This is a genomic window from Colwellia sp. E150_009 (assembly GCF_053543955.1).
Genome location: NZ_JBHFOM010000007.1, coordinates 53,491 through 68,837, shown reverse-complemented (window position 1 = coordinate 68,837; position 15,347 = coordinate 53,491). Strand labels below are relative to the sequence as shown.

The window sequence follows — 15,347 nt, the reverse complement described above, 5'->3', positions numbered from 1 at the left end:
TTACTTTAAGATTACCACTATCTTATGAAATTGCTAGAGTAAAATTCTATCTTAGGTGTTTTTTTGTTCAATGTGCAATATTGGTATATTTATTTTTTAAGGTAAGGTTTTAGCATTTCACCTGTACCATCAATGTTAGCAGGGGGGGTAATGGTAAGCAAATCAGTGATAAAAGGAAAAACATGAATATTTTCAAAAAGTAATATTTCCTTACTTTTTAATATATCAGGGCCTGTCGCCAGAAATATGCCCAACAAACCCTTCTGATTAATGGGATCATATCCATGTGTGCCATTATTTGAAGTATTTAAATCAATATTTTCTTTTACAAAAGTTGCAGGGGGTGTTGCTTCAAAAATAATATCTGGCACCAGTGTATTATTATCAGCTAGTTGCCAATTTTTAGGGTAATTTCCCTTGGTATAGAGGGTGTATAAATGCTTATTCAAATCAGTTTCTGCTTGTTTTTTTAAGCGTTGTGTAATTTCTAATTGTTTCAGCTCATCCAGATTTGGCTGCGTAAAGTAAAGATATATTTGAGTATCATTTCGAGATACAGTGATTACATTATTTTTTATTAAATTAAGAATTGAAGCGTCAAAAACCTGTGACGGTTTAACAAGTTTACTTTTATCTGTTTGCATCATGCCATGATCAGATACGATGATAAGATTTACTTCATAAGGTACTTCAGTTGCAATTTTTGCAACAAAATCACCTATTAAAAAGTCAATGTCATTAATGGCTTGTTTAACCTCATTTGAATTAGGGCCATAAGTATGCCCTGCACTGTCAACGATTGAAAAATAACTAACAATTAGTTGAGGTTGTTGTTCACTTGGCAACATTAACCATTGTAGTAATTGAGCAAAACGCTTTTCATTAGAATCTTTAGTGTTAAACCCTATGTTATAGGTTGGCTGTTTGTCTAGGGCTTCTGATTCAGGCCAAAAATAAACAGCTGATTTTATGTCGTTTTGCTCTGCCAAAACCCATAAAGGATCTGCTTTTAACCAAGCCGCATTATTTTTACCTGCACCTAAACGGTATTGTTGTTTTATCTCAGGACTGTAGAAAGCATTATTCGTAATTCCATGATGTATTGGGTAAGAACCAGTAATAATAGACAAGTGATTGGGAAAAGTTTTGCTTGGGTAAACCGACTGAAGTTTTGCCTTAATGCCTGATTTTGATAACGCTAGCATATTCGGTGGTTGATACTTATGAAGGTACTCATAAGCAAAACCGTCAATTGATAACAAAATTACAACAGGTTTAACCGTTTCGCTATAAGCCTTGCCGCAAAGAATCAACACTAAAAAACAAGAGAATAATAAACGTATCATGTGCTTTCCTTTGTAAAATTGTTATCAGTTAAACAATATTAATAAGTTGCTATATGCTGTAACTAAAACAATTCTTTAATATTGGCTAAATCAGTCTTACCTTTAAAAATTTCTTCTGATGTTAAACCTGATATTTCATGAGGAAATACTAACCATTCAGTTGATTCATGTATAGTGTAATGAGGTGTAATGTCTACTTGTTTATTACTAGGTTTATACCAAGGACATGCGATACGTACATCTGTAGGCATGTTATTTCTCATGGTTGATTTAAGCTTTTCAATTAAGGCTTTAATACTACGTCCCGAATCAAATACATCATCTACTATCAACAAGCCATCATCGGCGTTAGCATTTTCAATAATGTAGTGTAAACCGTGAACTGTAATTTCTTTACTTTGTTGGTCAATACCATAATAGGATGAAGTGCGTACCGCAATATGGTCTGTTTCCACATTTTTATAGTCAAAAAATTCTTGCACCGCAATACCGATAGGAGCCCCTCCTCGCCAAATTCCCACAATAAATTGTGGCCTGAAACCATCTTCGTATACTTTCGCAGCAAGCCTAAAAGAGTCTTCAAGTAATTCTTGAGCGGTAATAAATTTTTTATCCATTGAAAATAACCTTAATTCAAATTTTTAGTTATTATAACGCGATTGCGTTTATTTTTTAAATTATTTGTCTAATTAGTCAGGTTTTTAAGTTTAACACTTGCGGTTACTATATAAAGTTAATTTTTAATGAATTCTTTCTGCCTGTAAAAAATTTAATTTAGCAATATATTGGTGCTCTATAGATTTTGCATTATTAAGAGAAAGTGCTTTTTTTAAGGCCCTTTCAGCATCAGATAGCCTGTTCATTTGGTAATAAACTTTTGCAATACCAAAATAAATTTCATGTATTTTGTTGCTTAAGCGTAACGCTTTTTTGTAATGCTTCAATGCGTTAAGGTAGTCGTGTTGATAATAAGCTTCATCAGCTAACACGGCATGATAATAAGGATTATTGATGCGTTTTTGTAAAAGTATACTTTCTATTTCGTCAGCTTCTTCATTCTTTTGTTGGCTTCGTAACAACTTGGCTAAGTTTGTTAATGAGGTTAAATTATTATGGTTAATTGCAATAGCATACCGATATGTATCCTCAGCTTCAGGTAAATAACCTGTTAGTCGATATAATACGGCTAAGTTCCCCCAAGCAGAGCTCAACATAGTATCAGTGGATGCTGCTGCTTTAAGATATTGATAAGCAATATTATATTTTCCTTCAACAATTGCTTGTCCCCCTTTGTTGTTATAGAACATAGCTAAGACTGTTTTTTTAGATATTACTTTTCTAGGAAATGATTGTTTAATGGCATAGGGGTCAAAATCAATTTGGATAGAATCATTACCATATACAATGTATTTTCTTGGATTTCTAGGGTTAACAAGTAGGTTTATATGTCCGGTTAGTAAATTATATTGACCATTTCTCACCCAATATTCGGGAACGTCAACCTGTTGAAAATTAATATTTAACTTGGCTCTTTTCGCTAAAGCGTAGGCCATTATCGTTAGCGACATACAATTCGCTTTTTGACTATGAAAAGCTTCTCTAGCAGTAAGATTAGCATTACTTGAGTAACTTAATGAAATTTTTTCAGATGAAAAAATTTGTTTCAATAATTGCTTGGCTTTTATTTGATCATTTTTATTAGTGTTAAGGAAATTTTCAACCATCTGAATCATTTCATCGTCAAGCATAAAGACTTCTTCTTCTGTTTCTACACGCAACGAAGTGGAATTAATAAACTGTTGGTCTAAATAAACAGGCTTAACAAGACTACCTGCCTTCATGTAACTATTATTGCTATTTTGACAAGAAAGTAGTGCAGGTAAAACAAGAAAAATAAATAAGATATGTTTCATGGTTTCTCCCAAATAATTTTAGAAAGGGATAACTAAAGCATAGCCAAAATATAGAAAAACACTATGAATACTCTTGATTAGTAATATTTATTTACAAAAACACAATTACAATAAATACAGTTTAAATACACAAGAATACAGATATTCATTCCCTCTTTTACTATTTACCGCAGCTCGGCCTTCTTCGTTACATTCACTTACAATAGACCAGCTATTGACGCGTAAATTTGCCTTGAATTAAGCAAAACTATCTCACTACAATGAACGTAGAAAAATTAAACATGAATTTACAATGAGTTAAGAACTTCTTAAACTAAATTGAGGTTATTTATTTTATTATTCAGAATATAAATACTTTACATAATCATGTGCTACGTTTTGCCATAAAAAGCGAGCATTAACAGCATTTTTAACAATCCCTTGCCATTGTTTTGCCTGTGTTAGTTTAACGTTTAATATCTTTTTAAAGCAAATTAACATATTTTCAACTTGTTCATCAGGAGTATTACCTGTAAACGTAAAGCCATTTTCATTATGTATAATAGTATCGGTTAAACCACCTACCCTATGAGCTAAACAAGGCTGACCCGCGCGCATTGATAGCATTTGACTGATACCACAAGGTTCAAAAGAGCTTGGCATAAGAAACAAGTCACCCGTACTATACAAACTTTCAGATAAGGCTTCTGAGTAGCCTTTAAGAAAAATAAAGTTTGCGTGTTTCGCAGCTACTTGAGTTAAAAAGTGTTCTAATGAAGGGTCACCACTGCCAAGTAATATAAAAAGGCCTTCATTGCCAAGTATGCCTAACAAATTCTCTAAGGCACTTTCTCCACTTGCCATAGTTTGCTTAAATAAACGTATTTTTTGATCAGTTATTCGCCCAACTGAAGTAAGAATTAACGGCTTGGATTTCGGTTTATCACACGTTAATTGTTTTATTCTTGTGGTGGCAATTAAATGTGCACTATCAACTAACGGTTTATTTCCTAACCATTTTATTAGTTCGTTTTCACATATTTGCAGCAGTTTATTGAAACTTAAAGGTTTAGCATTGTGTAGGTTACTGTATTCACAACCATTCAGTATGCCATGCAAACGTCCTTCATTTTTTGCAGCACGTAAATCATTTTCTAAGCCCTCACCACCGAAGTAACCGTGCTCAGCATTACTTGGTAGTAAAATTTCTTTAGCGTAGGTAGGTGATACTGCATGAACTTTATCGGCAAGCTTAATACCTGCACGCATTGGGTTATAACAATGGTTATAACGGGGATCATTAATTACATTAAGATCAAATGATAAATCAGGGAACCACGCTTTTAATGAGGATTCATCATCAGCAATAGGCCTAATACCTTGTAACGCAAGATTATGAATAGTATAAACAGTTTTTATTGTTCGAAGTTGTTGGTATTCTGGGTCAAAGGCACGAAGCACCGATACCATAGCCGTATGCCAGTCGTGTAGATGTAGCACATCAATGTGACCAAAAACATCACTTATAATGGCTTTGGCAACTGCAGCACTAAAGAGTGCAAATTTAGTTGCATCAGAAGCAAATGGCCGATTATCGGGGTCGTCGCAATAAATTTTTCCTTCACCACCTTGAGAAAATAATGCATGTTCAATTACCCATTGAGTCACATTATTCATATCAGAAATAATTTTAAATACTTCTACTGTATGATGGTGCCCGCAAAACATAACCTGAAGTACCGTAACGCGCTTAGCCGTTGAAAGTTTAGAGAAAACACCATAACCAGGTATCACCACATCAACTTGTTGGTCTATACTGGCAAGTGCTAATGGAATATCACGTACAACATCACCAATTCCACCAACTTTACCACCAGAGAAAGCATCATTTTCTGCTGCAGCCATCAATATTTTCATTTATTCCCCTTTGTTTAATATTTATTCAGTAAAAATAGCCAATTTAAACGACCACTAAGTTGGACTTCGGCCCGATACTTCTTGGCTGATGAAGGGGCAATATTTTACTCTACATTATCAACACCAGTTAAGAATGTAGCATTGGTTTGGCAACTACGTATTTACGTAATTACATCTGGTTTATCTCTACCTGTAAATTGTTTTATACCAGCTATGCTATCGGCTATGGAAATTAACGCTGTTAGTGCTTGTTGTGTATCTTGTGCTAACAATGCTAGATTACTTTCAAAACAATCAATATAGACACGTAAAGTAGCACCTTGTGTACCCGTACCAGAAAGCCTATAAACTATTCTTCCGCCATTATCTAAATAAAGCCTAACACCTTGTGCAATTGTTGTGCTTGAATCAACTGGATCGATATACTGAAAATCATCAGCCTTTTCTATTTCAACCCCTGAAAATTTTTGCCCTGGTAAATTAACCAGCTTTTCTTTTAATTGCGCAATCATCGCATGAGCTTTTTCGCTATCTACCGCTTCATAATCATGGCGTGTAAAATAATCTCTACCAAATTGTTTCCAATGATCGTTAACAATGTCACTTAATGACTGTTTTTTAATGGCAATTAAATTAAGCCAAAATAATACTGCCCATAAGCCATCTTTTTCTCTCACATGATTAGAACCCGTACCGAAACTCTCTTCACCGCATAAAGTTATTTTTCCAGCATCTAATAAGTTACCAAAAAACTTCCAGCCCGTTGGTGTTTCATAACATGTTATGTCCATTGCGGTTGCAACACGGTCTACTGCTCTACTGGTAGGCATTGAGCGAGCAACACCTGCTATACCCTTTGAATAGGCAGGAATATGATGTGCATTAGCTGTTAATACGGCAAGGCTGTCACATGGGTTAACATAAAAGTTTTTACCCAAAATCATATTTCTATCGCCATCACCGTCTGATGCTGCGCCAAAATCTAGTGGGTTATCGCCCAATAACAACTCGACTAATTCATGAGCATGTACTAGGTTAGGATCAGGATGACCGCCACCAAAATCAGTTAAAGGAATACCATTAATTACCGTACCTTTAGGTGCGCCAAGTCTGTTTTCAAGTATTTCTTTCGCGTAAGGACCATTAACAGCATGCATGGCATCAAAACACATTCGAAAATCACCTTGGGTAAACAAAGTTCTCATTAAATCAAAATCAAACATAGACTCCATTAAATCAGCATAATCAATAACAGGATCTATCACATCAATTGTTGTTTCTTCAATTATTGTTGTGCTTAATTCATCAAGATTAATACTTTCAGCGTCAATAGTTTGATAGTGTTCAATTGATAATGTTTGTTCAAAAATTGCATCAGTAATTTTTTCGGCTGCTGGACCACCATTCTCACCGTTAAATTTGATACCGAAATCTTCATCTGGTCCACCTGGGTTATGACTAGCAGATAAAATGATACCACCACAGGCTTTATTTTTTCGGATCACACAAGAAGCGGCAGGTGTTGATAAAATACCGCCTTTACCTACTAATAAATGAGAAAATCCATTAGCAACAGCCATGCGGATAATCACTTGTATTGCTTCGCAGTTATAAAATCGCCCATCACCACCGATAACCAAAGTTTTACCTTTACAAGGTGCAATGGTGTTGAATACCGACTGAACAAAGTTTTCTAAATAGCCTGTTTGTTGAAATTGTTTTACTTTTTTTCTTAACCCAGATGTACCCGGTTTTTGATCAGTGAAAACGTTAGTTTTAATTTGTTTAATTGTCATTTTTACCCCTAAAGTCAACTAGCCATCATGAGAGTAACTAGTTGAATATATTAATTAATTCACATTGCATTCGTTTATTTATTTTTGCAATTCAAGTAGTAAAGTAGCCAGTGGCGGAATTGATAAGTGCAATTGGTTAGGTTGTCCAGCATACGGTTTAAGAATGCTATTTACACCGCCATTATTTCCAACATTACTACCGCCATAGGCTTCACTATCAGTATTAAGGCACTCTCGATAAAAACCAGCATCAGGCACTCCAACACAGTAATTTTCATAAGTGGTAGGTGTTAGGTTAACAATAATCAATACTGGAGCCGTACCCGTTTGACCTAAACGCAAATATATCAGTATTGATTGCTCACTATTTTGAGAGTCTAACCATTGAAAACCATTGCTATCACAGTCAAGCTCATAAAGTGCTGGTATGCTACGATAACAATGATTCAAATCTTTAATCAGTTGTTGAACACCTTTATGAAGGTTACACTTTTGGTTATCATCAAGTAAATGCCAATCAAGACTTTGATCATGATCCCATTCGTTATATTGTGCAAATTCGCAACCCATAAAGAGTAGTTTTTTACCGGGATGAGTCCACATAAACCCGTAATAAGCTCGCAAGTTAGCAAATTTTTGCCATTCATCTCCTGGCATTTTTGTTAATAATGAACCTTTACCGTGCACAACTTCGTCGTGACTTATCGGTAAAACAAAGTTTTCGCTAAAGCTATAAACTAAACTAAACGTCATATCATTATGATGGTGTGAGCGGTAAATAGGGTCGCGTTTCATGTAAGATAAGGTGTCATTCATCCATCCCATGTTCCATTTAAAACCAAAACCAAGGCCACCATTGTCTACAGGCTGAGAAACGCCTGGCCAAGCCGTTGACTCTTCGGCAATCATCATTACTCCAGGATAATTAAAATAGGCACGACTATTTACTTGTTGTAATAAATGAATAGCTTCTAAATTCTCACGACCACCGTGTTGATTAGGTAACCATTCTCCCTCCTCTCTGCTATAATCTAAATACAACATTGACGCAACAGCATCTACTCGTAAACCATCTATATGAAATTGATCTAGCCAATAAATAGCATTACTAATTAAATAACTTTGAACTTCTGCACGACCATAATTGTAAATAAGTGTTTGCCAATCAGGATGAAAACCTTTACGTAAATCTTGATGTTCATATAAACAAGAACCATCAAATTTACCTGTTCCGTAGGCATCTGTGGGGAAATGCCCAGGTACCCAATCAAGTAATAAGCCAAGTCCCGCTTGGTGACAGCAGTCCACAAAGTATTTAAAATCTTCAGCATTACCAAAGCGTGAGGTTGGCGCAAAAAGCCCCACAGGTTGATATCCCCATGAACCATCAAAGGGGTATTCACTGATAGGCATAAGTTGAAGATGAGTAAACCCCAGCTCTAGCGCATATGGAATTAATTGATTAGCTAGTTCACGATAACTTAAATAATTATGATGTGAAGTGCTGTATTCATCTTGATGAGTTCTTCGCCATGAGCCTAAATGTACTTCATAAATAGAAACAGGCCCATGATAATGATTAGCGGAAGAAGCCCTTGTTTGCATCCATTTATTATCACTCCACTGGTAGTTTTTATTGGCAGCAATTAAAGATGCTGTTTCAGGGGGATGTTGCATTGCAACGGCGTATGGGTCAGCCTTTAGTGGTTGAATATGTCCATTAGCATCAGCAATTTCATATTTATATGGGCTATTTGACGCAATGTTAGGAATAAATATTTCCCAAACACCTGCAGCCATATGTTTACGCATAATATGATGCCTACCATCCCAAAAGTTAAAATCTCCTACCACAGAAACGCGCGACGCATCAGGTGCCCAAACAACAAAATGTATGCCACTAATATTATCAACTGTTATTTGATGGGCACCCATCCATTGATATACATGCTCATGAGTACCTTCACAGAATAAATAGAGGTCATCTTGATTAAGCATAGAAGGGAATTGATAAGGATCATCAATCATTATAGTGTCATTTGGGTACTCAACACGTAAACGATAGTTAAAAGCATTACGACGCTGCCCTAGTTTACCTTCAAAAAGCCCTGTAGGATGAACTAAAGATAAGGAAGCAACCGCTTTATTATTTTTTCTATCAATAACATCAACATTAAGCGCTTCAGGTAATAATGCTCTAACAATTAAGCCTTTTTCACTCGGATGTTTGTGCATACCTAGAACAGAAAAAACATCATGATGATGCGCATTAATTAATGCAGTAACGTCTTTGGCATTTAACAAACTTAATGCGAGGTTATTCATTATATTTTCCTAATATATTGGTAAGTCAGAGTTAACGGATTGCATTAGACTTCTTTAGCTAAAGCCATTATCATACCTCGAGTAACTAAAACCACACCTTTTTCTGTTACTCTAAAGCCATTGGCACGATCATCATCATGGTTAAAGCCAATCACCATACCTTCAGGAATTTCACAGCTGCGATCGATAATAGCTTTTTTAATTTTACAATAACGGTTAACGATCACACTAGGCAATATAACGGCCTCGTCAATTTCACAATAAGAATTGATACGAACTTTTGAGAACAACAAGGAACGTTTAACCGTAGAACCTGAAACAACAACGCCACCAGATACAGTAGAATCAATTGCGATTCCTCGCCTGTTATCTTGATCAAACACAAATTTTGCTGGAGCCGTTTGTTCTTGAAATGTCCAAATAGGCCAATTCTCATCATACATATCAAGTTGTGGCTCGGGCGTAACTAATTCCATATTAGCTTCCCAAAATGAATCTAATGTACCCACATCTCGCCAATATGGGTGTCTATTACTGTCAGGATCTTTAAATCGGTAAGCAAACACACGGTGTGATTCGATAATTTTAGGAATAATATCATTACCAAAATCACCACTTGAGCCTTCGTAAGCAGCATCTTTCTCTAACTGTTCAAATAAAAATTCAGTATTGAAAATATAATTGCCCATTGAGGCCAAGGTAATACCCGGTTTACCAGGTACTTCAGAAGGTACAACAGGTTTTTCATCAAAACGACATATACGGTTTTCATCATCAACCGTCATAACACCAAATGCCCCAGCAGCTTCTTCTACCGGAACTTCAATACAACAAACTGTCATATCAGCACCGTTAGCTACGTGTTCAGCTAATAAGGGGCCATAATCCATTCTATAAACATGATCGCCAGATAAAATCATTACGTATTTAGGTAGCTCATGCCTGATAATATCAATATTTTGGAAAACTGCATTCGCAGTACCTAAATACCAGCCATCGCCCTTTTGTTGTGAGGCTGGGAGAATTTCAATAGATTCTCCTAACTCTTTTTTGAAGTGTCCCCAACCGCGATTAACATGCCGAATTAATGAGTGCGATTTATATTGTGTGGCAATTCCTACACGTCTAATGCCTGAGTTAATACAGTTGGACAAAGGAAAATCAATGATCCTAAACTTGCCGCCAAAAAAAGTCGCTGGTTTTGCTCTTTTATCCGTTAATTCAAACAATCGAGAACCGCGCCCACCTGCTAAAATTAACGCATACGTTTCTTTAGTCAAACTACTAATTCTTCTTTCTTCATGTTTGGGCATAGTGCCTCCTTTAACCAAGCTGTATTTACAAGCAATAAAACATGCTTATATTTTACTTATTCCACTTTATTTATCTATAATCTCCATATTTCGTCTCGATATTGTCTGATTGTATAATCACTTGAAAACACGCCACTTGCCGCCGTATTCAGTATACTTTTTTGTGTCCACAAAGGTTTATTTTTATAAAGTTGGTCAGCCTGACGTTGTGCCTCAAAATACGTATCAAAATCATATGCGGTTAACCACATATCATGAGGGTCACGAATACTTTGAATAATTGAATCGAAAATACAAGGTTCAAATAAATTAAAATGACCACTTTCTAGTAATTGCATCACCGCAGATAAAGTGGGTGAATTGGCAATAATACTTCCAGGATTATAATTTTCTTTAATAGCCGTTACTTCATCAGCTTGTGCACCAAAAAGGAAAAAGTTATCAGCGCCAACTGCCTCTCTAATTTCGATATTGGCACCATCTAATGTACCAATCGTGAGTGCGCCATTCATCATGAATTTCATATTGCCAGTACCAGAAGCTTCTTTACCAGCAGTTGAAATTTGTTCTGATAAATCCGTGGCAGGACAAATAATCTCCATTGCCGAAACATTATAATTGGGAATAAAAGCAACCCGTAAATATCCTGCTGCTTTAGGGTCTAGATTAATTGTGTCTGCAACATTGTTAATGAGCTTAATAATTTGTTTTGCCATGGCATAGCCTGGCGCAGCTTTACCGCCAATTAATACACAGCGCGGTGTAATATCATCTGTATCACCCTTACGTATTCGATCATACAGGGCAATAACATGTAAAATGTTAAGTAACTGACGCTTATATTCATGTATACGTTTAACTTGAACGTCAAACATCATGTTAACATCAAATATTACCCCTGTTGCTTGCTCAACATAGTTAGCTAAGGCTACTTTGTTAGCCAATTTGCTTTCTTGCCATTTGTGTTGAAATGTTTTGTCGCCAGCATAATCATTCAGCTTGGCAATTTGTGAAAAATCAGCAACCCATTCATTACCTATTTTACTGCTAATAAGCGTAGATAACGATTTATTGCAGTGAGATAACCAGCGACGAGGCGTAACACCATTGGTTTTGTTATTAAATTTTTCTGGCCATAATTGATAAAAATCATGAAACAAACCAGCTTTTAATAATTGTGTATGTAAAGCAGCAACACCGTTTACCGAATAACTCCCTACAATAGCCAAATGGGCCATTCTTATGTGAGGCTCTGTTCCTTCTTCAATTAAAGATAACATCCGCTGTTTTTCACAATCGCCAGGCCAAAAAACGGCAACTTGTTGTAAAAATCGTGCGTTAATTTCATAAATAACTTCTAAAATACGCGGTAATAAGTTCTCAAATAGTCTGACAGGCCATTTTTCAAGAGCTTCTGGTAATAAAGTGTGATTAGTGTACGCCATAGTTTGTGAGGTAATTTGCCATGCGTGATCCCAAGATAAGCTATAGTCGTCTATCAGAATTCGCATCAACTCTGCAACCGCTATACTTGGATGTGTATCGTTTAATTGAAAGCCGTTAAACTCTACAAAATTATCAAAATTAACGCCATAAACTTCTATATGAGTGTTAATCACATCTTGTAGTGATGCGGAAGATAAAAAGTACTGTTGTCTTAAACGTAATTCTTTACCATTTTCACTGGTGTCATTTGGGTATAACACCATAGTTATTTGTTCTGCAAGGTTCTTCCGAGCCACGGCTTCGGTATAACTACCTGCGTTAAATTCATCTAAATCAAATTCATCTGTTGCTTCAGATTTCCACAATCTTAACGTATTAACAATACCATTTTGATAACCGGGTATTGGCATATCATAAGGAACGGCTAGTACGTCGTGAGTATTATTCCATTGACGATATTGTTTACCATCTTTTTGAGTAATCACATCGACGTTACCAAAAAACTTAACTCTGACCGCTTTTTCTGGGGCAGGAATTTCCCATGGGTTGCCATGTCGAAGCCAATTGTCAGGGTGTTCAACTTGTTTGCCATTTCTAATTTGTTGGTTAAACATGCCGTATTCATAACGAATACCATAACCAATAACAGATAACGCTAAACTAGCACAACTATCTAAAAAACAAGCCGCTAAACGTCCTAAACCACCATTGCCTAGTCCAGCATCATGCTCTGCCTGTTTTACCTCTTCCAGTTCACAACAATAATCGTGTAGTGTTTTTCTAACGGTATTGTCTAAATTTAAATTCAAAATAGCGTTGTTAAGTGCTCTACCCATTAAAAATTCAAGAGAAATATAAGCGACACGACGTTGCCCTACTCTGTCTGTCCGTGTTTTTCTCCATTGCGCCACTAGGCGATCACGAATAGTAATGGCAAGTGCATTATAAAGATATAAATGCGACTCTTGTACTGTATCTCGTCCTAATGAAAAATGAAAATGACGCGCTAAATCTTCAGAGAAAGTGCGATCATTCATTAACACACTACTATCGGTTTCGGCTATTTCACATACTGGATTCTTTTTTTTCACGAGTTAATAACTCCTAGTGTTAATAAGGCCACTTATGATTACTGGCATCAATCATTTAATAACACGATAGTTGAGAAAGGTACCATCGTAATTTTTCGTTCTGCGGGTATATGGCGTTCTTCTTGAATAGCACTGGCATTAGTGTCTACAATCACTTGCCAATGGCCTACATCTTCTACCTCTGGTAATTGAAATTCTATCGGGTCTTTTCCTGCATGGTATAAGCATAACAACACAGGCGAGCCTGATAATTTCTCATGTATCATATAACCTAATGTTGCAGCATGATGAGCATGCCAATGGTCTTTATGCATAGGCTGCCCAGAAGGATGAAACCACGTTATATCTACTTGAGAATCTTTATCATCTTTATGAATAAAGCGACGATAAGAAAGCATTGGGAAACGTACTCTTAATTGCGTTAAACTCGCTACAAATGGCGTAAGTTCTTCACTAAATTCTGATTTATCGTTCCAATTAAGCCAATTTATTTCATTGTCTTGACAATAGGCGTTATTATTTCCCTGTTGAGTACGCCCTAACTCATCACCCGCAAGCAGCATTGGTACTCCTTGAGAAAATAATAATGTGGTTAGCATGTTTTTCATTTGTCTTAATCGTACAGCTAATATTGTGACATCATTAGTTTCTCCTTCAACACCATGGTTGTTCGAAAAATTCTCAGAATGCCCATCTCTATTATTTTCGCCATTAGCTTCATTATGACGTTTTTTATAACTCACTAAATCGTGCAAAGTATTACCGTCATGGCTACACAAAAAATTAACACTAGCATAAGGTTGGCGACCACTGTGTTCAAAAATATCACTTGAACCATGAATGCGACGAGCAAATTCAGGCAGCATACCTTTATCACCGCGCCAATAACGTTTGATAGCATCGCGATATTGGTCGTTCCACTCAGACCAAGGTGCAGGAAAAGCTCCTAACTGATAACCACCAGGACCAATATCCCAAGGTTCAGCAATGACTTTCACTTTTGCTAATACAGGGTCTTGTAAAACGGCATCTAAGAAACCATTGCTGGGATCAAATCCTGTAACCTCGCGAGCTAAAATGGTTGCCAGATCAAATCTAAAGCCATCTACGCCCATTATATTTACCCAATAACGTAAGCTGTCCATAACCATTTGTAAAACTCGTGGGTGACTAATATTAAGCGTATTGCCGCAACCCGTATCATTAATATAATAGCGTGGCTCTGTTGGGTTTAATCGATAGTAAGATTTATTGTCTATACCGCGAAAACTTAACGTTGGTCCAAGCCAATTACCTTCGCAAGTATGGTTGTACACCACATCAATAATGACTTCGAAACCTGCTTGATGCAATTGGTCAACCATTTGTTGAAATTCAACTAGTTGATTTTGGTTTAAATAATCTTTATGGGGAACAAAAAAACCTAATGAATTATATCCCCAATAATTAGAAAGGTTTTTATCTATTAAAAACTGCTCTGAAATAAATTGCTGAACAGGTAATAACTCAATAGTGGTAATACCAATAGCACGATAATGCGCTATCATTGCGGGGTGACTTATGCCTAAAAATGAGCCTCTTAAGTCGCTAGGTATTTTATCGTTAATGGCAGTTAAGCCTTTTACATGCCCTTCATAAATAACAGTATTTTGCCAAGCAATTGGGTTTCTTGGTATACCAGAAGCAGAAGGATCAACAACAACGGCTTTAAACATCACATCAGCATTGTCTCTTTCATCAAACGATAAATCTTTCCTTATGTCGCCAACTTTATAAGCAAAATGACGGTCAGACCAAGAAAAACGCCCTGTTAATGCCTTTGCATAGGGATCTAATAATAATTTATGGTGGTTAAAACGATGACCAAACTCAGGTCGATAAGGACCATAAACACGATAACCATAAACAAGCCCTGCTTTAGCTCCTTTAAGGTAGCCATGCCACAGATTATGCTCGCAAAGCGGCATAGAAAACCGTGTTAATTCTTGTTGGCCTTGTTCATCAAAAATGCATAATTCTACTTTTTCAGCATGAGCCGAAAATAAAGAAAAATTTACTCCTAAACCATCAACGGTAGTCCCTATAGGGTACGCACTGCCGGGTTCCATTTTATACATTTCCATAAATCTCCCGTTCCAATTTCATACATACTTGCTATTAAGATAAGTACCGGAAACTCGTATATGTTGAATTCAACATTTTATAGATAAAAATTTGTGTG

General features: G+C 36.2%; 9 protein-coding genes. All 9 read right to left on the bottom strand.

Annotated elements, in window-relative coordinates; translation table 11 throughout:
* Nucleotides 1-89: 89 nt before the first annotated feature.
* The 9 genes from ACE1OF_RS05210 to glgX all read right to left on the bottom strand — a co-directional run bounded on the left by ACE1OF_RS05210 (nt 90) and on the right by glgX (nt 15,249).
* A complete protein-coding gene (locus ACE1OF_RS05210) occupies nt 90-1,346 on the bottom strand; it encodes an alkaline phosphatase family protein (RefSeq protein WP_448893185.1) in 1,257 nt (418 codons plus the stop codon).
* 62 nt (nt 1,347-1,408) lie between these two features.
* Complete coding sequence (locus ACE1OF_RS05205) at nt 1,409-1,963, bottom strand: phosphoribosyltransferase (protein ID WP_448893184.1); 555 nt, start codon at nt 1,961-1,963, stop codon at nt 1,409-1,411.
* A gap of 123 nt (nt 1,964-2,086) precedes the next feature.
* Nucleotides 2,087-3,259 carry a tetratricopeptide repeat protein gene (locus ACE1OF_RS05200; RefSeq protein ID WP_448893183.1) on the bottom strand — a complete coding sequence of 391 codons (1,173 nt, stop codon included), beginning with the start codon at nt 3,257-3,259 and terminating at the stop codon, nt 2,087-2,089.
* A 336-nt stretch (nt 3,260-3,595) separates the two neighbouring features.
* The gene (locus ACE1OF_RS05195; RefSeq protein WP_448893182.1) at nt 3,596-5,155 is read right to left on the bottom strand and encodes a glycogen synthase; all 1,560 of its coding nucleotides are present in this window, start codon (nt 5,153-5,155) and stop codon (nt 3,596-3,598) included.
* Between the two features lie 161 nt (nt 5,156-5,316).
* Nucleotides 5,317-6,951: an alpha-D-glucose phosphate-specific phosphoglucomutase gene (locus ACE1OF_RS05190; RefSeq protein ID WP_448893181.1), complete on the bottom strand. Its 1,635-nt coding sequence runs from the start codon at nt 6,949-6,951 to the stop codon at nt 5,317-5,319.
* 78 nt (nt 6,952-7,029) lie between these two features.
* A complete protein-coding gene (gene glgB / locus ACE1OF_RS05185; RefSeq protein WP_448893242.1) occupies nt 7,030-9,279 on the bottom strand; it encodes a 1,4-alpha-glucan branching protein GlgB in 2,250 nt (749 codons plus the stop codon).
* Nucleotides 9,280-9,320: 41 nt separating this feature from the next.
* On the bottom strand, nt 9,321-10,589 hold the full coding sequence (glgC, locus tag ACE1OF_RS05180; protein ID WP_448893180.1) for a glucose-1-phosphate adenylyltransferase: 1,269 nt from the start codon (nt 10,587-10,589) through the stop codon (nt 9,321-9,323).
* A 74-nt stretch (nt 10,590-10,663) separates the two neighbouring features.
* Nucleotides 10,664-13,072 carry a glycogen/starch/alpha-glucan phosphorylase gene (locus ACE1OF_RS05175; protein ID WP_448893241.1) on the bottom strand — a complete coding sequence of 803 codons (2,409 nt, stop codon included), beginning with the start codon at nt 13,070-13,072 and terminating at the stop codon, nt 10,664-10,666.
* Nucleotides 13,073-13,173: 101 nt separating this feature from the next.
* On the bottom strand, nt 13,174-15,249 hold the full coding sequence (glgX, locus tag ACE1OF_RS05170; RefSeq protein WP_448893179.1) for a glycogen debranching protein GlgX: 2,076 nt from the start codon (nt 15,247-15,249) through the stop codon (nt 13,174-13,176).
* Nucleotides 15,250-15,347: the final 98 nt, after the last annotated feature.